This window comes from Blastococcus haudaquaticus, assembly GCF_900230285.1.
In the GTDB taxonomy this organism is placed as follows: Bacteria; Actinomycetota; Actinomycetes; order Mycobacteriales; family Geodermatophilaceae; genus Blastococcus_B; species Blastococcus_B haudaquaticus.
Genome location: NZ_OCNK01000002.1, coordinates 667,172 through 689,416 on the forward strand (window position 1 = coordinate 667,172; position 22,245 = coordinate 689,416).

The 22,245-nt window shown below is 72.9% G+C and carries 19 protein-coding genes; 5 read left to right on the top strand and 14 right to left on the bottom strand.

The window, feature by feature from the left end:
- Positions 1-9: 9 nt before the first annotated feature.
- On the top strand, positions 10-1,698 hold the full coding sequence (locus CRP30_RS09875) for a CocE/NonD family hydrolase (RefSeq protein WP_097183736.1): 1,689 nt from the start codon (positions 10-12) through the stop codon (positions 1,696-1,698).
- Here CRP30_RS09875 and CRP30_RS09880 read toward each other — a convergent pair.
- The 7 genes from CRP30_RS09880 to CRP30_RS09910 form a co-directional block, all read right to left on the bottom strand.
- Positions 1,695-2,651, bottom strand: a complete 957-nt coding sequence (locus CRP30_RS09880; RefSeq protein ID WP_097183737.1) for a VWA domain-containing protein — start codon at positions 2,649-2,651, stop codon at positions 1,695-1,697. The genes CRP30_RS09875 and CRP30_RS09880 overlap by 4 nt on opposite strands.
- Complete coding sequence (locus CRP30_RS09885) at positions 2,648-3,691, bottom strand: DUF58 domain-containing protein (RefSeq protein ID WP_235003298.1); 1,044 nt, start codon at positions 3,689-3,691, stop codon at positions 2,648-2,650. The genes CRP30_RS09880 and CRP30_RS09885 overlap by 4 nt, the downstream gene beginning before the upstream one ends.
- Positions 3,688-4,929: an AAA family ATPase gene (locus tag CRP30_RS09890; protein ID WP_235003299.1), complete on the bottom strand. Its 1,242-nt coding sequence runs from the start codon at positions 4,927-4,929 to the stop codon at positions 3,688-3,690. The genes CRP30_RS09885 and CRP30_RS09890 overlap by 4 nt, the downstream gene beginning before the upstream one ends.
- 322 nt (positions 4,930-5,251) lie before the next feature.
- The gene (locus tag CRP30_RS09895; RefSeq protein ID WP_159961671.1) at positions 5,252-6,550 is read right to left on the bottom strand and encodes a C40 family peptidase; all 1,299 of its coding nucleotides are present in this window, start codon (positions 6,548-6,550) and stop codon (positions 5,252-5,254) included.
- A gap of 219 nt (positions 6,551-6,769) precedes the next feature.
- Positions 6,770-8,305 (bottom strand): AMP-binding protein, encoded by a 1,536-nt coding sequence (locus CRP30_RS09900; protein WP_097183739.1) that lies wholly within the window; start codon positions 8,303-8,305, stop codon positions 6,770-6,772.
- A gap of 102 nt (positions 8,306-8,407) precedes the next feature.
- Positions 8,408-9,163, bottom strand: a complete 756-nt coding sequence (locus CRP30_RS09905; RefSeq protein WP_097183740.1) for an SIR2 family NAD-dependent protein deacylase — start codon at positions 9,161-9,163, stop codon at positions 8,408-8,410.
- Positions 9,160-10,170 (bottom strand): phosphatase PAP2 family protein, encoded by a 1,011-nt coding sequence (locus CRP30_RS09910; RefSeq protein ID WP_097183741.1) that lies wholly within the window; start codon positions 10,168-10,170, stop codon positions 9,160-9,162. The genes CRP30_RS09905 and CRP30_RS09910 overlap by 4 nt, the downstream gene beginning before the upstream one ends.
- A 259-nt stretch (positions 10,171-10,429) precedes the next feature.
- On the opposite strand from CRP30_RS09910, the gene CRP30_RS09915 reads away from it, so the two are divergent.
- The 4 genes from CRP30_RS09915 to CRP30_RS09930 all read left to right on the top strand — a co-directional run bounded on the left by CRP30_RS09915 (position 10,430) and on the right by CRP30_RS09930 (position 15,550).
- Complete coding sequence (locus tag CRP30_RS09915; protein ID WP_097183742.1) at positions 10,430-13,261, top strand: aconitate hydratase; 2,832 nt, start codon at positions 10,430-10,432, stop codon at positions 13,259-13,261.
- A gap of 13 nt (positions 13,262-13,274) precedes the next feature.
- Positions 13,275-14,030: an SDR family oxidoreductase gene (locus CRP30_RS09920; protein WP_097183743.1), complete on the top strand. Its 756-nt coding sequence runs from the start codon at positions 13,275-13,277 to the stop codon at positions 14,028-14,030.
- The gene (locus CRP30_RS09925; protein WP_097183744.1) at positions 14,027-14,752 is read left to right on the top strand and encodes a sirohydrochlorin chelatase; all 726 of its coding nucleotides are present in this window, start codon (positions 14,027-14,029) and stop codon (positions 14,750-14,752) included. Before CRP30_RS09920 ends, CRP30_RS09925 begins: the two co-directional genes overlap by 4 nt.
- 291 nt (positions 14,753-15,043) lie before the next feature.
- Complete coding sequence (locus CRP30_RS09930; protein ID WP_097183745.1) at positions 15,044-15,550, top strand: FBP domain-containing protein; 507 nt, start codon at positions 15,044-15,046, stop codon at positions 15,548-15,550.
- A gap of 33 nt (positions 15,551-15,583) precedes the next feature.
- Here CRP30_RS09930 and CRP30_RS09935 read toward each other — a convergent pair whose 3' ends face one another.
- The 7 genes from CRP30_RS09935 to CRP30_RS09965 form a co-directional block, all read right to left on the bottom strand.
- Positions 15,584-16,402 carry a sulfurtransferase gene (locus CRP30_RS09935; RefSeq protein ID WP_097183746.1) on the bottom strand — a complete coding sequence of 273 codons (819 nt, stop codon included), beginning with the start codon at positions 16,400-16,402 and terminating at the stop codon, positions 15,584-15,586.
- A gap of 106 nt (positions 16,403-16,508) precedes the next feature.
- A complete protein-coding gene (locus CRP30_RS09940; RefSeq protein ID WP_097183747.1) occupies positions 16,509-16,973 on the bottom strand; it encodes an SgcJ/EcaC family oxidoreductase in 465 nt (154 codons plus the stop codon).
- Between the two features lie 196 nt (positions 16,974-17,169).
- On the bottom strand, positions 17,170-19,062 hold the full coding sequence (locus tag CRP30_RS09945; protein WP_235003300.1) for an ABC transporter ATP-binding protein: 1,893 nt from the start codon (positions 19,060-19,062) through the stop codon (positions 17,170-17,172).
- Between the two features lie 95 nt (positions 19,063-19,157).
- Entirely contained in the window at positions 19,158-19,943 is a 786-nt protein-coding gene (locus tag CRP30_RS09950; RefSeq protein ID WP_235003301.1) for an enoyl-CoA hydratase/isomerase family protein, read from the bottom strand.
- Positions 19,940-20,167: a helix-turn-helix domain-containing protein gene (locus CRP30_RS09955; RefSeq protein WP_097183749.1), complete on the bottom strand. Its 228-nt coding sequence runs from the start codon at positions 20,165-20,167 to the stop codon at positions 19,940-19,942. Before CRP30_RS09955 ends, CRP30_RS09950 begins: the two co-directional genes overlap by 4 nt.
- A 189-nt stretch (positions 20,168-20,356) precedes the next feature.
- Positions 20,357-20,599 carry a hypothetical protein gene (locus CRP30_RS09960; RefSeq protein ID WP_097183750.1) on the bottom strand — a complete coding sequence of 81 codons (243 nt, stop codon included), beginning with the start codon at positions 20,597-20,599 and terminating at the stop codon, positions 20,357-20,359.
- Positions 20,600-20,618: 19 nt separating this feature from the next.
- On the bottom strand, positions 20,619-22,220 hold the full coding sequence (locus CRP30_RS09965; RefSeq protein ID WP_097183751.1) for an ABC-F family ATP-binding cassette domain-containing protein: 1,602 nt from the start codon (positions 22,218-22,220) through the stop codon (positions 20,619-20,621).
- Positions 22,221-22,245: the final 25 nt, after the last annotated feature.

Sequence of the window (22,245 nt, forward strand, 5' to 3'; positions counted from 1 at the left end):
AGGCAGTACGTGAACTCCGACGACGACGTCGACCTGCTGTTCCGTGCTCCGCGGAGCACGCCGGAGTCGAGGGCGGGCCGGCCCCCGCGCTACCGCACGGAGCAGCGGCCGGGCATGGTCATCGAGTGGGACGTCGCCGTCCCCGTCGGGGCCGCCGGCGAGTTGATCTACGTCGACGTCTACCGGCCGGACACCGACGTCCCCGCGGCACCGCTGATCAGCTGGTCGCCGTACGGCAAGCACAACCCCGCACCCATCGGCGTCATCTACCCGGACGCCGGCGTGCTGCCCGAGCACACCGGCGAGCTGACGACGTTCGAGGCCCCCGACCCGGAGTACTGGGTGCCCCACGGCTACGCGCTCGTCATCGCCGACATCCCGGGCACCTGGTACGGCGAGGGTCGGGCGACGTACTGCTCACCGCAGGAGGCCCAGGCGTTCGCGGACCTGATCGAGTGGGCGGGGACGCAGCCGTGGAGCGCCGGCAAGGTCGGGCTCTCCGGCGTCTCGTACCTGACGGTGTCGCAGTGGCGGGTCGCCGAGCTGAACCCACCGCACCTCGCCGCGATCAACCCCTGGGAAGGGTGGAGCGACACCTACCGGGAGGTCGCCCGCCACGGCGGCATCCCGGAGACCTCGTTCTGGCCCTACATCCAGGAGCGCTGGGGCGCGAGCGCCACCGAGATCGAGGACCTCGAGGCGGAGACGGCGGCGCACCCGTTCTACGACGCGTTCTGGCAGTCGAAGAGCGCCCGGCTGGAGGAGATCCTGGTCCCGGCGTTCGTGGTGGCCAGCTGGTCGGACCAGGGACTGCACACCCGCGGCACCCTCGAGGGCTTCCGGCGGATGTCCTCACCCCAGAAGTGGCTCGACGTGCACGGCCGGAAGAAGTGGGCCTACTACTACGAGCCCGAGCAGGTCGAGCGGCAGCGGGCGTTCTTCGACCACTTCCTGCTCGGCAGGGACACCGGGATCGAGGACTGGCCGCGGGTGCGCGTCGAGGTCCGCGACTCCTACTACGCCGGCGAGCACCGGACCGCCACGGAGTGGCCGCTGGAGGACGTCGAGTACCGCAAGCTCCACCTCCGGGCCGGCGACGGCTCCCTCGGCTGGTCCCCCGTCGACGAGGAGGAGAGCGTGGCCTACGACGGCCTGGGCAGTGGGTTGCACCCCCGTCGGGCCACCTTCGAGATCGCGTTCCCGGAAGCGGTGGAGCTCGTCGGCCACATCACGGCCTCGTTGCACATGTCCACCTCCGACGGCAGCGACATGGACGTCTTCGTGGCGCTGTTCAAGCTGGATGCCGAGGGCCGGCCGGTCGGCTTCCCCTATTTCGCCCAGTTCGAGGACGGTCCCGTCGCCGTCGGCTGGCAGCGGGCCTCCCACCGGGAGCTGGACGAGGAGCGCTCCACCGAGTACCTGCCGGTGCTCGCCCACCAGCGCGAGCTGCCCGTCCAGCCCGACGAGGTCGTCCGCCTCGACATCGAGGTCTGGCCTTCGGGCACCCGCTTCGAGGCCGGTGAGCGGCTCCTGCTCGTCGTCCAGGGCAGCGACGTCATGCGCTATCCGAAGCCCCTCACCTACGCCCGCCACGAGGACACGGTGAACCGGGGCACGCATCGCGTGCACACCGGCGGCCGGTACGAGTCCCATCTCCTGGTGCCCGTCGTCTCGCCCACCGGGAGGACGACCGGCTAGACCAGGCGGTTGGTCCAGAGCAGGCTGAGGACGACGCCGATCAACAGCACGAGGACACCGCCGCGGACGAACCAGTAGCTCACGTCCTGGGGCTCGGTCGTGTAGCCGATCTGGCTGCCCAGGTCCTCGTAGACCTGCTCCAGCTCGGCGGCGCTGGCCGCCTCGCTGTAGCTGCCGCCGGTCGAGTCGGCGATCTCCTCGAGCGTCGACCGGTCGACCGGCACCGGCACCGTCTCGCCGTCCAGGTCGAGGGTGCCGTAGTCGGTGCCGAAGGCGATCGTGGAGACCGGCACCCCGGCGGCGCGGGCGGCGTCGATGGCCTGGGTGTCCTCACGGCCGACGGTGTTGTAGCCGTCGGAGAGCAGCACGATGCGGGCCGGCGCCGCCTCCTCCTCCCCCGCGTCCAGGGACGACTGGAAGTTCTCGATCGCGCTCAGCGAGGTGAACACCGCCTCGCCGATCGCCGTCGCCTCGGCGAGGTCGAGGTTGTCGATCGCCCCGGCGACCTGGGCCCGGTCGGTCGTCGGCGGGACGACGGTGGTGGCCGTGCCGGCGAACGACACCAGCCCCAGGTTGATCCGCTCGGGCAGGACGTCGACGAACTCCTTGGCGGCGGTCTGCATCGCCTGGAAGCGGTCGGGCGCGATGTCGGTGGCCTGCATCGACAGCGACACGTCCACGGCCATGATCACCGTCGCCCGCTCCCGCGGCACCCGCACCTCGGTGCTCGGCACCGCCAGGGACACGACGAGCGCCGCCAGACCGAGCGCGACGATGCCGAAGGCGAGGTGCCGCTTCCAGCCCGGCCGCTTGGGCACCAGCGAGCCGAGCAGTGCCACGTTGGTGAACCGGGCGGCGTACGCCTTCCGGCGCAGCTGGAGGACGACGTACACCGCGACGAGCGCGGCCACGAGGAGCAGGGCCAGGAGCCACAGCGGTGCCTGGAAGGTCATCGGGAAGCCCCTCCGCTACCGGCACGCCGGCGTTCGGCCACGAATCGGACGACGTCCATCAGCCAGTCCCGGTCGGTGCGCAGCCGTAGGTGCCCCGCACCCGTCCGGCGCAGTGCCTGGGCGACCTGCTCCCGCTGCGCGGCGGCCCCTTCGGCGAACCGGGCGCGGAACTCGGCGTCGCCGGTGGGCACCTCGAGGGTCTGTCCCGTCTCCGGGTCGACGACGGTCAGCAGGCCGACGTCGGGGAGCTCCAGCTCGCGCGGGTCGACGACCTCGACCGCGAGCAGCTCGTGCCGGGCCGACAGCCCGCGCAGCGGCCGCTCCCAGTCGCTGTCGCCGAGGAAGTCCGAGATCACCACGACCAGGCCCCGACGGCGCTCGGGTCGGCGGAGCGTCTCCAGCGCCGCGGCCAGGTCGCCGCGGCGCCCGCTGGACGCCCGCGGCGTCGCGACCACCGAGCGCAGCAGCCGCTCGGCGGCCAGCCGACCCGGCATCGCCGGATAGCGGTCGACCCGCTCCCCCGTGGTGACGACGGCGCCCAGCCGGTTGCCCCCGTGCACGGTCAGGTGCCCGACGGCGGCGAGCCCCGCGATGGCGAGGTCGCGCTTCTGGCAGTTGGCGGTGCCGAAGTCCAGGCTCGCGGAGAGGTCGACGACCGCCCAGGTCTCCAGCTCGCGGTCGGCGATGGTCATCCGGACGTGCGGCACCTGGGTGCGCGCGGTGACCGGCCAGTCCATCCGCCGCACGTCGTCACCGGGGTGATAGGTCCGCGAGTCCCCCGCCTCGGAGCCGGAGCCCGGAACGAGCCCGAGGTGATCGCCCTGCAGCAGGCCGTCGAGCCGGCGCCGCACGGTCAGCTCGAGCCGGCGCAGCAGCACGTCCGCGGGGCCGTCGGTGAAGCGCGGCGGGGCGCCGTCCCCGTCCTCCCCCGGCTGGGCTCCCGACCCGGGCGTGGCCGGGTGCAGCAGCAATCCCGGGTGGGCGGGGGCCGGAGGCGGCTCCTCCGGTGTCTCTTCCCGGGAGCGGCGACGCAGGATCACGCCGGGTGCGGCCCTTGCGCGTAACCGTTGGCAGCGGGACCGCCCTGGGGCTGCTGGCCGGCCGCGTGCGCACCGTTACCGTGCTGGGGGGCCGGTCCCTGCGGAGCGGGCTGCATGGGCTGGCGGGGACCGAACTGCGGCATCGGCGGCGCCTGCGGCACCTGCGGTCCACCAGGCGTGCCCGGCCCGAAGCCGGTGGCGTTCTGCCGGGGCGCGACCTGGGGCAGCGGCACCGTCTGCACGATCCGCTTGACGATGTGGTCGGCCGGGACGCCGTCGGCCAGGGCGTCGTAGGAGAGCACCAGCCGGTGCCGCAGCACGTCGGCGGTGATGTCGAGGACGTCCTGGGGCAGCACGTAGTCGCGGCCACGGACCAGGGCCAGTGCCCGGCTGGCCGCGATCAGGCCGAGCGAGGCACGCGGGCTGGCGCCGTAGGACACCCACGTCGCGACGTCGTCCATGCCGTGCTCCCGCGGCGTGCGGGTGGCCACCACCAGGCGGACGACGTAGTCGACGAGCGCGTGGTGCACGAAGACCTGCGAGGCGGTCCTCTGCAGCCGGCGCAGCTCGTCGGGGCCGAGCACGGTCTCGGCCACGGGCGGTTCGGAGCCCATGCGGTAGACGATCTCCCGCTCCTCCTCGGGGCTCGGGTAGTCGACGAGCACCTTCATGAGGAAGCGGTCGCGCTGCGCCTCGGGCAGCGGGTAGACGCCCTCGGACTCGATCGGGTTCTGGGTGGCGAGCACCAGGAACGGGTCGGGCAGCGGGTGCGTCACGCCACCGATGGAGACCTGGCGCTCGGCCATGACCTCGAGCAGTGCCGACTGGACCTTGGCCGGCGCGCGGTTGATCTCGTCGGTGAGGACGAAGTTGGCGAAGACGGGGCCCAGCTCGGTCTCGAACGCGTCCTGGCCGGCCTTGTAGATCCGGGTGCCGATGATGTCGGCCGGGACCAGGTCGGGGGTGAACTGGAGACGGGCGAACTTGCCCCCGACGGCGGTGGCCAGCGTCTCGACCGCGAGGGTCTTGGCGACACCCGGGACGCCCTCGAGGAGCACGTGCCCACGGGCCAGCAGGGCGACGAGCATGCGCTCGACGAGGCGGTCCTGCCCGACGATGACCCGCTTGATCTCGAACAGCACGCGCTCCAGCCGGGCCGCGTCGGCCGACGGTGGGACCGGCGAGCCGGGGCGGGCGGACTGTGAGTCTGACGTGGTCTCGATCGGCGCGCTGCTCACGGTGCTCCCTGGTCGTGCCGGCCGACGCCGCTCGCGGGAGCGGTGGTCGGCGGGGCGGCAGGACCGTCCCCCGTGCCAGTGTCCTACATCCCTGGGACCGGCGACCGGCATCCACCGGAGCGACCCCTGAGAGTTCCCTGGGAACCACCGGAGCCCATGCACAACCCCTGCCGAGCGGGCCGTGGGACTGCTAGCCTGGGCAGCGCGTCGGGCAGCTCCCCCCGTGGCTGCCCGACGCCCAATCTTCGTGGCTCGTGCCCGGTCCGACCGCGCGGAGTCCCCTGGCCGTCCCACGCCTCGCGGCGAGCAGGACGGGGCCCCGTCAGGCCGTCGGCCGACCCGCTCCGATGTAGCCCCGCCAGCGCATGGCCGACTCCTTGACGACCGAGCCGCTCTGCGGCGCCTCGAGGATGCGGTCGTTGCCCAGCCAGATGGCCACGTGGTGGATCGTGTCGGCGTCCGACGTGTCCGTCGCCCAGAAGACGAGGTCGCCGGGGCGCAGGTCACTGCTCGACACCTTCGGCAGGGCGCTGTACTGCGCACGGCTGTTGCGCGGGATCGAGATGCCGGCCTCCGCGTACGCGTACTGGGTCAGGCCACTGCAGTCGAAGCCGTGGACGCCCTCGTCGACACCCCAGCCCCAACCCGGGCCGTTGGTGCCCCCGCCGCCCCAGGCATAGGGCGTGCCCTTGTACGCGGCAGCGGCGGCGATCGCCGTCTGGGCGGCAGAGGCGTTGCCGGCGCCGGCCGGCGTCTGGTTGCCCGACGGCGCCGGGCGCGCGGCGACCGGCTTGGGGGCAACGGTGACCGGCGTGACCTGGGCCGCGCGGTCCGCGGCGGCCTGCTCGCCCACCAGCGACTGGAGCTCGGCCTGCTGGGTGGCGAGCTGCGTCTCCAGCTCGGCCTGCCGGGCGTCGAGGGAGGCCGCCTCGCGGCGGGCTTCCACCTCGGCGGCCTGCGCGACGACGAGGGTGGCCTCGGCGTGCTCCTTGAGGTCCGCCACCTGCTCGACGCCGGCCCGGGCGACCTCGTCCGCCTCGGCCGCCTGCACCTGCAGGACGGCCACCACGCCGACGACGTCGCTCCGGTGGGAGCCCGCGGCCTCGAGCAGCGCGGCGCGCTGGACCAGCTCACCGGGGTCGGCGGCGGTGATGAGCGCGGCCGCGCCCGAGTACGTGCTGCCCTGCATGTAGCTGCGGCGTGCGAAGGCGACCAGCTGCGCACGGGCCACCTCCAGGTCGGCGGCGGCCTGGGCGGCGGCGGCTGCGGCGGCTTCCGCCTCCCGCTGCGCGACCACGTAGGCCGCCTCGGTCGCCTGGTACTCGTCCAGCGCGATGAGAGACCTCGCACGGGCGCCGTCGAGGGCGTCCTGTGCCGCGGCGAGCTGGCCCGACAGCCGCCCGATCTCCGCCTGTACCCGGTCGGCGGCGGCCTGCGCCTGCGAGATCTGGGTGTCGCTGGGACGTGGAGTGGCCTCGGCGACCGCCGGCGTCAACCCGACCGCGACGGCGGCCGCGATGCCGATCCCGCAGAGGCGTGCCAGCGCGCGGACAGCGCTCGGCGTCGTCCCCGCAACCGCCTGGCGGCGTGCGTTCCGTACGGATGTGCTCCGCGAATGCACCGAACCGACCTCTTCCGGCGCGTGCGACCCCAGCAGGGTCGGCGCCTCTCGACTCGGGACGCCCGGACGGGCGTTCCCGTGGTCGAGATCGACCGCTCCGGGCGGTCCGTTGAGCGCGCCTCACCCCTCGGGGTGAGGCGCCACGGTCAGGTGACACCCGGCCCCGCTGCAGGGGCCCGCTCGAGCGGAGCGAGGAGGGGGGGCAGCGGGGTCCTTCGATCAGTTGATCTGGCGCTCGGAGTCCTTCCAGAACGACTCGCGCAGCTTGAACTTCTGGATCTTGCCCGTGGCGGTACGGGCCAGCTCGTCGCGGAACTCGACCCGCTTGGGGATCTTGTAGCCGGCGATCCGCCCGCGGCAGTGCGCGACGAGGTCCTCGGCGGTCACGGTCTCGCCCGCGGCCAGGACGACGAGTGCGGTCACCATCTCCCCCCACTTCTCGTCCGGGACGCCGATGACCGCGACCTCGGCGACCGCCGGGTGGCTGAAGACGGCGTCCTCCACCTCGATGGAGGAGACGTTCTCGCCGCCGGTGATGATCACGTCCTTCTTGCGGTCGGAGATCGTGAGGAAGCCGCCGTCGTCGATGCTGCCGCCGTCGCCGGTGTGGAACCAGCCGTCCTCCAGTGCCTCCGCGGAGGCGTCGGGGTTCTCCCAGTAGCCGGCCAGCACCGTGTTGCCCTGCGCGAGCACCTCGCCGGAGTCGCTGACCTTCAGGCGGGTGCCCAGAGCCGGCACGCCCGCCCGAGACAGCTTCTTCGCCTTCTCCTCCGGGTCGAGGTCGTCGTACTCCGCCCGCGGCCGGTTGATGGTGAGCAGCGGGGCGGTCTCGGTGAGGCCGTAGATCTGGTTGAACTCCCAGCCGAGCTCGGCCTCGACCCGGGCGATGGTCTTCGACGGCGGAGGAGCTCCCGCGACGACGATCCGCACCTTGTCGCGTCCCGGGATCTCGCCGTCCCAGTCGGCGGCGGCGTCGAGGACGGCGTTCCAGACCGCGGGCGCCCCGGCCATCATCGTCACGCTGTGCCGCTCGACCCGGCGCAGGATCTCCGCGCCGTCGACCTTGCGCAGCACCACCTGCGTCGCCCCGAGCCCGGCCATCGTGTACGGCAGCCCCCAGCCGTTGCAGTGGAACATCGGCAGCGTGTGCAGGTAGACGTCGCGGTCGCTGACCTGCATGTGCATGCCGAACGTGACGGCGTTGACCCAGAGGTTGCGGTGGGTCATCTGCACGCCCTTGGGCCGCGCCGTGGTGCCGCTCGTGTAGTTGATGGTGGCGGTCGCGTCCTCGTCCAGCGCCGACCACGGGCGCGGCTCGACGTCGAAGCGGAGCAGTTGCTCGTACTCCTCCCCCGTGCCGAACCGGTGCTCGGCCTCCACACCCTTGAGCGAGGACTCCAGGTCCGGGTCGACCAGCAGCACCCGCGCGCCGGAGTGGCCGACGATGTAGCTGACCTCCTCGGGCGAGAGCCGGAAGTTGATCGGCACGGCCACCCGTCCCGACGAGGGCACGGAGAGCAGCAGCTCCAGCAGGCGGCCGGCGTTGTGGCTGACGATCGCCACCCGCTCGCCCTCGGCGATGCCGAGCTCGTCCAGACCGGCCTGCAGGGCGCGGCCCCGCCGGGCGACCTCGCGGTAGCTCACCTCGCCGAGGGCGGGCGCGGGCTGGGTGGGCTCGTCGACGATGCCGACCCGGTCGCCGTAGACGAGCTCCGCGCGGTCGAGGAAGTCGCGGGTGGTCAAAGGCACGCGCATGGCCGCTCCCGGGTGCTCAGGCTGTGGTGCCCGTCACGCTAGCCGTCGCCGGGACGGTCGACGAGGTCAGGCCGGTGGCCGCCCCGTGCGGCCGGCTGCGGGTCATGCCCCGACGAGCCGCGGCAGGGAGGTCCCGATCGGCTCCCGGACGACGAGGTCGGCGACGTCGTCGTAGGGCGTCGGCTCACCGTTGACGACGACGAGCCGGGCGCCGGCCCGGACGGCGATGTCGGCCAGCCCCGCGGCCGGCCACACCTGCAGCGAGGTGCCGACGGCGAGGAAGACGTCGCAGTCGGCGGCGGCCGCGGTGCACGCCTCGACCACGCGCTCGTCGAGCAGCTGGCCGAAGTAGACCGTGGCGGTCTTGAGGATGCCGCCGCACCGCCGGCAGCCGGGGTCCGGTTCGCCCCCGCCGACCCGGTCGAGCGCCTCGCGGATCGAGGTCCGGTCCCCGCAGTCGGTGCAGACCACCTCGTGCACGGTGCCGTGGATCTCGTGCACGAGGCCGGGGCCGGAGCCGGCCGCCTGGTGGAGGCCGTCGATGTTCTGGGTGACCAGTGCCTGCAGGCGCCCCTGCCGCTCCAGGTCGACCAGTGCCCGGTGGCCGGCGTTGGGCTGCGGGTCGGCCTCCTGCATCGCCTGGCGCAGGAGCCAGGACCGCCGCCGGATCTCCGGATCGGCCAGGTAGTACGACAGCGTCACGAGCTTCTCGGCGTCCGGGTCCTTGGTCCAGACGCCGTCCGGGCCGCGGTAGTCCGGGATGCCGCTCTCCGTGGAGATGCCGGCGCCGGTGAGGACGACGATCCGCCGCGCCTCGGTCAGCCAGTCGGGCAGGTCATGGGGAACGGCTCCGGTCACGCCTCCACGGTAGGAGCCGCGACCCGCCCTCGGAGCCGCTGGACCAGCGGCCGGGTACGGGCGGCGAGGAGGACGACCCCGCCGGCGTAGGCAGCGCCCAGCAGCGTGTCGACGACGTAGTGCTCCCCCGACCACACGAGCACCAGCGCCATCGTCGGCCCGTAGGCGAGCAGGATCAGCCGCTGCCACCTGCGCCGCGCCATCGGCAGGAGCACCAGACAGGTCAGGACGGCGAAGGCGGTGTGCAGGGAGGGCACCGCGGCCACCTGGTTCACCTGCCCCTGGCTGTCGGCGAGCAGGGCACCCGCGCGGGGCAGGCCCAGCACCTCCCAGCCCGCACCGCTCAGCCGGCGCACCGGCTCGATGACGCCGTCCTTGGCGGCCAGCCACGGCGGCGCCGCCGGGTAGAGCACATAGGTGAGGAGGCCGGCCGCGGACAGGGCGATGACCAGTCGCGCGTACCGCACCCAGCGCTGCCGGTCGCGGATCCACAGAACCGCCAGGACCACCGGCGTCACCACGAAGTGGCTGGCGTAGACGAGCGTCGCCACGGCCTCCCACCAGGCGGCGTCCCAGTGGGCCTGCAGCACGACGGTGGGCAGGTTGCCCGCGCCCAGCCACCGGTCGGCCGCGGCCGGTTCGGTCACGTGCACCGGAGCGCCGAACCCGTCGGCAAGCCCGCGGCTCGCGTCGTAGGCCAGGAGCAGGGCCACCAGCGGCAGCCAGTCCGCGAGCAGGCGGCCGAGGCGACGCACGCCGTCGACCACCGCGAGGACGGCCAGCCCGGCGACCACCCAACCCAGCAGGACGATGCGGTCGGTCGGCAGCCCCTCGAGCACGCAGGTGCCGGCGAAGGACGCGAGGAGGGCCACGCCCAGGAGCCGGCGCACCGTCCGGCGCAGGTTCCCCCTGGTTCCCGCCGGCGGGGCGGGCAGTATCTCCACGGGGAGGGGCGTGCGCGGCGCAGGGATCGCCGCGGCGACCGCTGGTGACTCGACCACCGTCATGGCGGGGCACGCTATGGGGCTCGGCGTCCCGTTCCCAGGAATTCGGCCGCGGTTCACCCTGCGGCGCCGACCTGCGGGGCGACAGTGACCGGTGGGCCCCGTGGTGACCGGCCGGTGACGGAGGTCACCGGGTGAAGGAAGGGTGGCCTGACCCGGTGCTCCTGGCGCCGAACTGGGATGATCGGGGGTGGACACGAGCGCGTGTACCAGCCGCGAGGAACCAGCACGCGACGAACCAGCGAGGGGTAGGCGCAGAAGAGTGGCAGCCAGCAAGGACAGCTTCGGAGCCCGGTCGACGCTCAGCGTCGACGGAACCGACTACGACATCTACCGACTCGACGCGGTGGAGGGCTCCGAGAAGCTGCCCTTCAGCCTCAAGGTCCTCCTCGAGAACCTCCTCCGGACCGAGGACGGCGCGGACATCACCGCCGACCACATCCGGGCGATCGCCAACTGGGACCCGTCGGCCGAGCCCGACCAGGAGATCCAGTTCACCCCGGCCCGCGTGGTCATGCAGGACTTCACCGGCGTCCCCTGCATCGTCGACCTCGCCACGATGCGCGAGGCCATGGCCGAGCTCGGCGGCGACCCGCAGAAGATCAACCCGCTCGCACCGGCCGAGCTGGTCATCGACCACTCGGTCATCGCCGACATCTTCGGCACCGAGGACTCGTTCCAGCGCAACGTCGAGATCGAGTACGAGCGCAACGGCGAGCGCTATCAGTTCCTGCGCTGGGGCCAGGGCGCGTTCAGCGACTTCAAGGTCGTCCCCCCGGGCACCGGCATCGTCCACCAGGTCAACATCGAGCACCTGGCCCGCGTGATCTTCCCGCGGCAGGAGGGTGACCGCGTCGTCGCCTACCCCGACACCTGCGTGGGCACCGACAGCCACACCACGATGGTCAACGGCCTGGGCGTGCTGGGCTGGGGCGTCGGCGGCATCGAGGCCGAGGCCGCGATGCTCGGCCAGCCGGTCTCGATGCTCATCCCCCGCGTCGTGGGCTTCAAGCTGTTCGGCCAGCTGCCGGACGGCGCCACCGCCACCGACCTGGTCCTGACGATCACCGAGATGCTCCGCGAGCACGGCGTCGTCGGGAAGTTCGTCGAGTTCTACGGCGAGGGCGTCTCCGCTGTGCCGCTGGCCAACCGCGCCACGATCGGCAACATGAGCCCGGAGTTCGGCTCCACCGCGGCGATGTTCCCCATCGACGAGGAGACCATCACCTACCTGAAGCTCACCGGCCGTTCCGCCGAGCAGGTCGCGCTCGTCGAGGCCTACGCCAAGGAGCAGGGCCTCTGGCACGACGCGTCCCGCGAGCCGGCGTTCTCCGAGTACCTGGAGCTGGACCTCGGCAGCGTCGTCCCGTCCATCGCCGGCCCGAAGCGCCCGCAGGACCGCGTCGCGATCACCGAGGCGAAGGAGGCGTTCCGCGAGGCGCTGCCCACCTACGCGCAGGTCGACGAGGTCACCCACGACCCCGACGTCGCCCCCGAGGCCGAGTCCGCCGTCGACGAGTCGATCGAGGAGACCTTCCCCGCCTCCGACCCGGCCACCCCGTCGGCGTACGGGAACGGCGAGGCCGGGAAGCCGCGCACCGCCGTCAACGGTCACGACACCGGCCGGGCCTCCAAGCCGACCCGCGTGGTCATGGAGGACGGCACGGAGACCGAGATCGATCACGGCCACGTCGTCATCGCCGCCATCACCTCCTGCACCAACACCTCCAACCCGCAGGTGATGATCGGCGCCGCGCTGCTGGCGAAGAACGCCGTCGAGCGGGGCCTGACCAGCAAGCCGTGGGTCAAGACGACGCTGGCCCCCGGGTCCAAGGTCGTCATGGACTACTACGAGAAGGCCGAGCTCACCCCGTACCTGGAGAAGCTCGGCTTCTACCTGGTCGGTTACGGCTGCACGACCTGCATCGGCAACTCCGGCCCGCTGCCGGAGCCGGTGTCGAACGCGGTCAACGAGGCCGACCTCGCCGTCGTCTCGGTGCTCTCGGGCAACCGCAACTTCGAGGGCCGGATCAACCCCGACGTCAAGATGAACTACCTGGCGTCGCCGCCCCTGGTCATCGCCTACGCCCTGGCCGGCTCCATGGACGTCGACCTGAACAACGACCCCCTGGGCCAGGACCCCGACGGCAACGACGTCTACCTGCGCGACCTGTGGCCGTCTCCGCAGGAGGTCCAGCGGGTCATCGACCACGCCGTCTCCGCGGAGCAGTTCGGTCGCAGCTACGAGGACGTCTTCGCCGGCACCGAGCAGTGGCAGAACCTGCCCACCCCGACCGGTGACACCTTCGAGTGGGCCGAGGACAGCACCTACGTCCGGCGTCCTCCGTACTTCGAGGGCATGCCGGCCGAACCGTCCCCCGTCGAGGACATCGCGGGCGCCCGCACCCTCGCGGTGCTCGGCGACTCGGTGACCACCGACCACATCTCCCCGGCCGGCTCGATCAAGGCCGACAGCCCGGCGGGCAAGTACCTGCGCGAGCACGGCGTGGACCGTCGCGACTTCAACTCCTACGGCTCGCGCCGCGGGAACCACGAGGTCATGATCCGTGGCACGTTCGCCAACATCCGGCTGCGCAACCAGCTGGTGCCCGGCACCGAGGGTGGCGTCACCAAGAACCACCTGACCGGCGAGACGACGACGATCTACGACGCCTCGCGCGCCTACATCGACGCCGGCGTCCCGCTGGTCGTGCTGGCCGGCAAGGAGTACGGCTCCGGGTCCTCGCGTGACTGGGCCGCCAAGGGCACCGCGCTGCTGGGCGTCAAGGCCGTCATCGCCGAGAGCTACGAGCGCATCCACCGCTCGAACCTCATCGGGATGGGGGTGCTGCCGCTGCAGTACCCCGAGGGCCAGAACCGGGAGTCGCTCGGCCTGACCGGCGACGAGGAGTTCACGATCACCGGGATCACCGCGCTGAACGACGGCTCGGTGCCCCGGACCGTGAAGGTCAAGGCCGGGGACGTCGAGTTCGACGCCCGCGTCCGCATCGACACCCCCGGTGAGGCGAACTACTACCGCAACGGCGGCATCATGCAGTACGTCCTGCGCTCGCTGCGCGGCACCGCCGCCTGATCAGGGCTCTGTCATGGATCTGGGTCTGGGCGGTCGCGGATACCTGCTCACCGGCGCGAGCCGCGGGCTGGGATTCGCGACCGCCCGGGCCCTGGTCGACGACGGCGCCCGGGTGCTGATCAGCTCCCGGAGCGCCGGCTCCCTCGACGCCGCCGTCTCCTCCCTGGGGACGGCGGCGTCGGGCGTTCCGGCCGACCTCGCCGACCCGGAGGCTGCTGAACGGCTGGTCGCCGAGGCCCGCGAGCGGCTGGGCCAGGTGGACGGCGCGCTCGTCTCCGTCGGCGGGCCCGCGCCCGGCACCGTGCTGGAGACCGTCGAGGACGACTGGCGGGCCGGCGTGGAGAACGTGCTCCTCGGCCCGCTGCGGCTGGTCCGGGCGCTCGTCCCGCACCTGTCCGACGGCGCCGTGATCGCCTTCGTGCTGTCCACCTCGGTGCGGCAGCCGATCGGCCACCTGGCCATCTCCAACGGCCTGCGCCCGGGGCTGGCCATGACCGCGAAGGCGCTCGCCGACGAACTCGGGCCGAAGGGCATCCGGGTGCTCGGCCTGCTTCCCGGCACGATCGCCACCGACCGGATCGCCGAGATCGAGGCGGCCTCCGGCGACGCCGGCGCCATGCGGGCCCGAACCGAGGCCGGCATCCCGCTCCGGAGGGTCGGCCGTCCCGAGGAGTTCGGCCGGGTCGCCGCCTTCGCGCTCTCCCCCGCCGCGTCCTACCTGACGGGAACGATGATCGCCGTCGACGGCGGCGTCACCCGCGCGCTGTGAACTCAGCCGGCCTCGCACCCGTCCTGGTCGCCTGCGCGCACGGCACCCGCAATCCCACCGGCCGTCGGCTGATCGCCGAGCTGGCCCTCGCCGCCCGCGCGCAGCGCCCCGGCCTGGTCACCACCGCTGCCTTCGTCGACGTGCAGCCGCCGACCGTCGTCGACGTGGTCGCCGGGCTCTCGGCCGAGGGTCGGCCCGCCGTCGTCGTGCCGCTCCTGCTGTCCGGCGGCTACCACGTGCACGTGGACATCGCCGGCGCCGTGGCCGACGCCGAGTCCGCGGTCGCGGCGCGCCCGCTGGGGCCCGACCCGCGACTCGCCGAGGTGTTGCACGACCGGCTGGTCGAGGCGGGTGCCGACCCTCAGGACCCGCGCACCGCCGTCGTGCTGGCCGCCGCAGGCTCCAGCGACCCGCGCTCCGTCGCGGACGTGGAGGACACCGCCGCGTTGCTGCAGCGCTCGTGGGCCGGCCCGGTGACCACCGGCTACGGCTCCGCAGCCCAGCCGCCGGTGCCCGACGCCGTGGCTGCCGCCCGCACGGGCGGGGCGGACCGCGTCGTGGTCGCCGCCTACCTGCTGGCGCCCGGGCACTTCCACGACAAGCTGGGCGGGGCGGGCGCCGACGTCGTCACCGCACCCCTGCTGCCCGACGACCGCATCGCGGCCGTGCTGCTCAACCGCTACGACGCCGTCGTCGCCAAGCCACTCGACGCCACGTCGTAGCATCGGGAGGGTCGGTCAGCGGATCGGCAGCAGATTCGAGGAGCGGGCGGGTGCGCAGCGCCGCCGCGGGATGCGAGGTGGCCACCATGGCCTGCTCGACCGCGCGCCGGACCTGCGTCCGGCGCCCCTGAATCCCCTCACCTGATGCACGCCTCCGTCCCCGGACGGGGACGTGCCGTGAGGGCGCGGGCGGACGCGATCTCGCTCGTCCCCTCCTCGCCGACCGCCGCGGCGCCGCCAATGCGCGCGCCCGTGGCCGGCGGGCTTCCTGCTGACCGAGAGCTGAACCCGATGAATTCCCTGACCGAGAAGCAGATCCGCGCGTCGCTCGTCAACGCCAGCCGTCGCGAGGCCGCCTCGGCGGTCCTCCCCGACCTGGCAGAGCTGCCCTGGGAGCGGCTGGACTACCTGGGCTGGCGCGACCGCAGGGCACCGCTCACCGGCTACGTCGTCGTCGAACTGGACGGCGACCCGACCGGAGTCCTGCTGAGGGCCAGCCCGGCGCCGTCCAGCGGGAGGCGGCGCAAGGCGATGTGCGTCTGGTGCCGAGACGTGGCGACGGTCGAGGCGACGCTGTACGTTGCCCGCCGAGGCGGCGCGTCCGGGCGAGCCGGCAACACCATCGGCACGCTGATCTGCGAGGACTTCACCTGCTCGCGGAACGCGCGGCGGCCCCCGACGAGCGCGGAGTCGGGAACCGGTATCGAGGCTGTTGCCGACCAGGTCGTGGCCGAGCGGATCGCCGGGCTGCGCGAGCGGTCCGCCCAGTTCGTCCGCGACGTCGCCGCGACCGGCTGAGGTCGCGCCCCTGACCCGTGTCGACGACGCGGGTCAGGGGCCGGTGTCGGCGGGACGATCGAGGTCGGCCGACCACTGGGACCAGGAACCCGGCCACAGCGCCGCCTCGATGCCGGCCGATGCCAGCGCGGCCACCTCGTGCGCCGCGGTGACCCCGGAGCCGCAGTAGACGCCGACCGGACCGCCGTCGCCGACACCGAGCGCCGCGAACCGCTCCCGCAAGGCACCCGGCGGGAGGAAGGTGCCCTCCGGCGCCAGGTTGTCCGTCGTCGGCGCGCTCACCGCGCCGGGCACGTGGCCGGCCCGGGGGTCGATCGGCTCGACCTCGCCCCGGAAGCGCTCACCCGCGCGGGCGTCGAGCAGCACCCCGGACGTCGGCAGCGCCGCCGCGTCGTCGATGGACAGCACCGGCATGCCGCCGCCGCTCAGCACCACGTCCCCCGGCGTGGGGACGACGTCGCCCGCTTCCACCGGTCCCCCGGCGCGGCGCCAGGCGTCGAGTCCGCCGTCCAGCAGCCGGACGTCGTTCAGGCCACCCCAGCGCAGCAGCCACCACGCGCGGGCCGCCGCCAGGCCGCCCGTCGCGTCGTAGACGACGACGGCGTCGTCCCGGCCGATCCCCCACCGCCGCGCACACGCTTGCAGCCGCTGTAACGAGGGCAGCGGGTGGCGTCCCTGCGCGGTGGACGGCGGATCGGCGAGCTCGGTCTCCAGGTCGACGAAGACGGCACCGGGAAGGTGCGCTCCCAGGTAGTGCTCGCGCCCGTGCGGGTCGCCGAGTGCCCAGCGGACGTCCAGCAGCACCGCCCGACCGCCCCGCCGCAGGTCGTCGGCCGAGATCAGGACACTCATCGCGGTGATGCGATGGCGCCGCGATGCGTCAGGCGGCGGTCATCGGCGACCGTATGACCGCCCTGATGCGCATCTCGGCGGCAACCGCCCCCGCGGCGGGCTCCGCTCACTGGGGGGCGAGCAGGCCGCGCAGTTCCTGGGTGAGCGCCTCGCGTTCGTCGGGGAAGCCGTGGAAGGCCGCCGGCGTCGACTGGAACAGGGAGATGCGCCAGCGGCCACCACCCTCGTCGACCGCGACCAGGGTGTGCACGGTGTGCAGGTCCGGGTCGAGGTCGCTCTCGCCGGGCGGGATCATCCCGGCGTGCGCGAGCAGGACGGCCACGCCCGGCGCGATCGGCCGTACGGAGCGCACGATCCCGACGTAGGACTGCGTCTGGTGGCTGCCGAAGATCGCCCGCAGATCGGCGGCGATCGACAGCCGGCCGCGGTGGTGGGTGCCGTCGAACCCGATGATGTCGCCGTCGTCGGCGAAGCCGGCCGCCACGGACGCACCGCTGCGCCGGTTCCACCCATCGAGGAAGGAGTGGTACAGCGCACGGATCTGGGCGTCGTGCGGATGGGCTGCGGTCACGCTGGTTCGAACTCCTCTACGCGTACTGGGACAGGAGTGACGGTAGTGCTCCGGTGAGCGCGACCGTTCGACGCTCGCCGTTCACCACCGGGGTGCGACGGAGGTCGGCGGACCTCCGACCGAGCGCCGACGACGGTGCGTGTCCGGACGACTGCCGACGGCGAGGGAGCACGGGCCGGCCGGAGGCCGGCCCCCGTCAGCCGACCTCGACCGCCGACCGGTCGACGTCGGCGAACTGGGTCCGGTAGAGGTCGGCGTACCGGCCGCCGAGCGCCAGCAGCTCCTCGTGCGTCCCCGACTCGGCCACCCGACCGTCCTCGATCACCAGGATCTGGTCGGGGCTGCGGATCGTGGACAGCCGGTGCGCGATGACCAGCGATGTGCGCCCGCTCAGCGCGGCGTCGAGCGCGTGCTGGACGGCGGCCTCGCTCTCGCTGTCCAGGTGTGCGGTCGCCTCGTCGAGGATGACGATCCCGGGAGCCTTGAGCAGCACCCGGGCGATGGCCAGCCGCTGCTTCTCACCGCCCGACATGCGGTAGCCGCGGTCGCCGACCACGGTCTCCATGCCCTCGGGCAGCGACCGGACGAGGGCGGCGATGCGGGCGCCTTCGAGAGCCGACCACAACTGCTCCTCGGTCGCGTCGGGGCGCGCGTAGAGCAGGTTGGCCCGGATGGAGTCGTGGAACAGGTGCGCATCCTGGCTGACCACGCCGATCGCGTCGCGCAGCGAGTCCAGCGTCGCCGTACGGACGTCGATGCCGCCGACCCGGACCGTCCCACCGGTGACGTCGTAGAGACGCGGCACCAGGTTGGCGATCGTGGACTTCCCCGCTCCGGAGTGCCCGACCAGCGCCACCAGCTGCCCGGGCTCCACGCGGAAGGAGACGTCGTGCAGGACGTCGACCGGCCCGCCGTGCTCGGGGAGGGACACCTCTTCCAGTGACGGCAGCGAGACGTCGGTGGCCGACGGGTAGCTGAAGGAGACCGCGTCGAACTCGATGGACCGGTCGCCGGCCGGCACCGGGACGGCGTCGGGTGCCTCGGCGATCATCGGTGCCAGGTCGAGCACCTCGAAGACGCGGTCGAAGCTCACCATGGCGCTCATGACGTCGACGCGGACGTTGGCCAGGGCCGTGAGCGGCCCGTACAGCCGGGACAGCAGCAGCGCGAGGGCGACGACGTCGCCCGCGCTCAGGGAACCGGTGAAGGCCAGCCAGCCGCCGAGGCCGTAGACCAGCGCCGTCGCCAGCGCGGCGACGAGCGTGAGGGCGGTGAAGAAGAAGCGGCCGTACATGGCCGAGAGGACACCGATGTCGCGGACCCGGGCGGCCCGCCCCCGGAAGGACTCCGCCTCGGTCGTGGGCCGGCCGAAGAGCTTGACCAGCAGGGCGCCGGCGACGTTGAACCGCTCCGTCATCGTGGCGTTCATCGACGCGTTCAGCCCGTAGGACTCCCGGGTGATCTCCTGCAGCCGCTTGCCGATGCGCCGCGCCGGGAGGACGAACAGCGGCACGAGGACCAGCGACAGCAACGTGATCTGCCAGGAGAGCGTCAGCATCACGCCCGCGGTGAGGACCAGACCGATGACGTTGGAGACCACCCCGGACAGCGTCGAGGTGAAGGCCTGCTGGGCGCCGATCACGTCGTTGTTCAGCCGGCTGACCAGCGCACCGGTCTGCGTGCGGGTGAAGAACGCGACCGGCATCCGCTGGACGTGCTCGAACACCCGGCTGCGCAGGTCGTAGATGACCCCTTCGCCGATGCGGGCGGAGTACCAGCGGGTGCCCAGGGAGATGACGGCGTCCAGCACCGCGAGCCCGGCGATGAACAGCGCGATGCGGACGATGTCGCCGGTCGTGCCGTCGAGGGAGGCGATCCGGTTGACGATGTCACCGGCCAGCAGCGGGGTGACGACGCCGATGAGAGAGGACCCCACGACCAGGGCCAGGAAGAACGTCAGCTCGCGGCGGTACGGGCGGGCGATGCCGAGGATCCTGCGGACGGTGCCCTTCGGCAGCTCGCGCGCGGTCACGGAGGGATCGCGCCGGAACGACCGCATCGCGGCCATCGACGTCATCGGGTTGCTCACGTCCACACCGCCACCTCTCGTCAGCCCGGCCAACACCGTCGGTGGCCGGGCTGTTCCGGAGGCAGTCTCTCAGCGACCCCTGTCAGGAAACCGGCTCAGGAGCCGGTGACCAGTGCGTGCAGTCGCTGTACCTGTGCCGCTCGCTCCGCGGCGTCCTGGGCGGCGAAGTCGTTCCGCACCGCCGACCGGATCAGCGCCGCCGTCGCCCGGCTGGCCTCGACCGGTGGGGCGGTCAGCGCGGCCACCAGGTCGGCGACCGTGGCGTCCAGGTCAGCGGCACCGACGACGACGTTCGCGAGCCCGAGCGCCTGGGCCTCGGGTGCCTTGACGGCGCGCCCGGTCAGGCAGATCTCCATGGCCCGCGAGTAGCCGACCAGCTCCATCAGCGTGCTGGTCCCGGTCAGGTCGGGCACCAGGCCCAGGGTCGCCTCCGGCAGCCGCAGCGACGCGTCGTCGGCCAGGACGCGGAGGTCGCAGGCGAGCGCCAGCTGCGCGCCCGCGCCGATCGCGTGCCCCTGCACCGCCGCGACCGAGACGATGCCCGGCGACCGCAGCCACCGGAAGCCGGCCTGGTACGCGCGGATCCGCTCCTGCGCCTGCTCGGCCGGCATCCGGCCGAGCTCGCCGAGCCCCCCGTCGGTGGAGGGCTGGGCGCTGAACAGGCTGCGGTCCAGGCCCGCGGAGAACGAGCGCCCCTCACCCCGGAGCACGACGACGCGGACGTCGTCGTCGAGGGAGGCGCCGACATCGGCCAGCGTCAGCCAGGTCGCCGGCGTCTGGGCGTTGAGCTGGTCGGCCCGGTCGAGGGTGACGGTGAGGACCGCGCCGTCCCGGCTCGTCCGGATCCAGCCGTTGTCAGCAGAGGGAGAGGAGGAGGTCACGCCTTCTTACTATTCCGGTTGGCCCCGCCGCGGCTGCGCAGCGTGGCCCCGGACTCCGAGAGGAGGCGGTGGACGAACCCGTAGGAACGGTTCGTGGAGGTGGCCAGGGAACGGATGCTCTCGCCACCGTCGTAGCGCTTGCGGAGATCGTCGGCCATCGAGGACCGGTCACCTCCGGTGATGCGCTTGCCCTTGCCAAGATCCGTGATGCTCGAGTCGGCCATGACTCCCCTCCGTGTCAACTGCCCGGCCCATGTCAGCACCGGCACGACCGGCCGCTCCCGGTCCCGGTGCTGGCAGTCCGTCCACCGAGTGCCGCCGTCCCACTGACCACGGCATCCCTGCAGCCATGATCACCCAGCCGTGGCATGTCGGCCACGCGAACCGGAACGAGCGCGGACCCGCGTGCCGACCTACGCCGACCGGTGCTCGACGTCCTCGTGCTCCCGCGCGGGAGGGGTGCGCAGGATGCGGACGATCCACACGCCGGCGATGCCCACCCACGCGGCGGCCACGGCGATGTCCCACCCGTCGTGCCCGGTCGCGATCCTGACGACGAGGGCGACCAGCCAGATCCCGGCGACCGCCAGCCAGAAGGCGAGCCAGAGCGTGCGGGACGCCCGCCGCGTGGGGCGGCGCAGCCAGGTCCGGGGCACCCGAGGAGGTCAGGCGGGCTCAGGCCAGTTCGACCAGGTCGGCCAGGTCCTCGCTCCAGGCGTCCTCGGTGCCGTCGGGCAGCAGGATCACCTTGTCGGGGTTCAGCGCGCGGACGGCGCCCTCGTCGTGGGTGACCAGCACGATGGCGCCGGCATAGGTGCGCAGCGCCTCGAGCACCTGCTCACGGCTGGCCGGGTCCAGGTTGTTGGTGGGCTCGTCGAGCAGCAGCACGTTGGCGCCGGAGATGACCAGCGTGGCCATCGCGAGCCGGGTGCGCTCGCCGCCGGACAGGGTGCCGGCGCGCTGGTCGACGGTCTCACCGGAGAAGAGGAAGGCGCCGAGGATCCGGCGGAGCTCGGTGTCGGTGCTGTCGGGCGCCGCGGACCGCATGACCTCGAGCAGGCTGCGGTCCATGTCGATGGTCTCGTGCTCCTGCGCGTAGTAGCCGATCCGCAACCCGTGGCCGGCCTTGACCTCGCCGGTGTCCGGGCTCTCGGTGCCGGCCAGCATCCGCAGCAGGGTCGTCTTCCCGGCGCCGTTGAGCCCGAGGACGACGACGCGCGTGCCCTTGTCCACGGCCAGGTCGACGTCGGTGAAGATCTCCAGCGAGCCGTAGCTCTTCGACAGGCCCTCGGCGTACAGGGGCGTGCGGCCGCAGGCGACCGGCGTCGGGAAGCGCAGCTTGGCGACCTTGTCGTGCACGCGGACGTCGGCGAGACCCGCGGCCAGCCGCTCGGCCCGCTTGTCCATGCTCTTCGCGGCCTTGGCCTTGGTGGCCTTGGCCCGCATCTTGTCGGCCTGCGCGTTGAGCGTGTCGATCTTCCGCTCGGTGTTGGCGCGCTCCTGCTTGCGACGGCGCTCGTCGGTCTCGCGCTGGGCCAGGTAGCGCTTCCAGCCGAGGTTGTAGATGTCGACCGTGGCGCGGTTGGCGTCGAGGTGCCAGACCTTGTTGACGACCGCCTCGAGCAGCTCGACGTCGTGGCTGATCACGATCAGCCCGCCCTTGTGGCCGGACAGGAAGCCCTTGAGCCAGGTGATCGAGTCGCCGTCCAGGTGGTTGGTCGGTTCGTCGAGCAGCAGCGTCTCGGCGTCGGAGAACAGGATGCGGGCCAGCTCGACGCGACGGCGCTGACCGCCGGACAGGGTGCGCAGCGGCTGCCCGAGGACGCGGTCGGGCAGGCCCAGGTTGGTGCAGATGCGCGCGGCGTCGCTCTCGGCGGCGTAACCACCCATCGCGGCGAACTGGTCCTCGAGCCGGCCGTAGCGGCGGACGGCCTTGTCGCGCTCGGCGTCGTCGGCCGGCTCTGCCATGGCGACCTGCGCCTTGGTGAGCTGGTTCTTCAGGACGTCCAGGCCGCGGCCGGAGAGGACGCGGTCGCTGGCGGTGATGTCGAGGTCCCCGCTGCGCGGGTCCTGCGGGAGGTAGCCGATCTCGCCGGAGACGTCGACCTTCCCGGCGTGGGCGATGCGCTCGCCGGCCAGGGTGGTGAGGGTGGTGGTCTTGCCCGCGCCGTTGCGGCCGACGAGGCCGATCCGGTCGCCGGGCTGCACGCGGAGGTTGGCTTCGCTGATGAGGATGCGGGCGCCGGCGCGCAGCTCCAGGCCGGTCGTCGTGATCACTGATCCCAGGGTAGGCGCTCAGAGG

Bases quoted from the DNA above. Each gene is read 5' to 3' on its own strand.
- CRP30_RS09880 (WP_097183737.1), bottom strand. From the start codon at position 2,651: ATGACCTTCCAGGCACCGCTGTGGCTCCTGGCCCTGCTCCTCGTGGCC.
- CRP30_RS09900 (WP_097183739.1), bottom strand. From the start codon at position 8,305: ATGCGCGTGCCTTTGACCACCCGCGACTTCCTCGACCGCGCGGAGCTC.
- CRP30_RS09910 (WP_097183741.1), bottom strand. From the start codon at position 10,170: ATGACGGTGGTCGAGTCACCAGCGGTCGCCGCGGCGATCCCTGCGCCG.
- CRP30_RS09920 (WP_097183743.1), top strand. From the start codon at position 13,275: ATGGATCTGGGTCTGGGCGGTCGCGGATACCTGCTCACCGGCGCGAGC.
- CRP30_RS09930 (WP_097183745.1), top strand. From the start codon at position 15,044: ATGAATTCCCTGACCGAGAAGCAGATCCGCGCGTCGCTCGTCAACGCC.
- CRP30_RS09935 (WP_097183746.1), bottom strand. From the start codon at position 16,402: ATGAGTGTCCTGATCTCGGCCGACGACCTGCGGCGGGGCGGTCGGGCG.
- CRP30_RS09955 (WP_097183749.1), bottom strand. From the start codon at position 20,167: ATGGCCGACTCGAGCATCACGGATCTTGGCAAGGGCAAGCGCATCACC.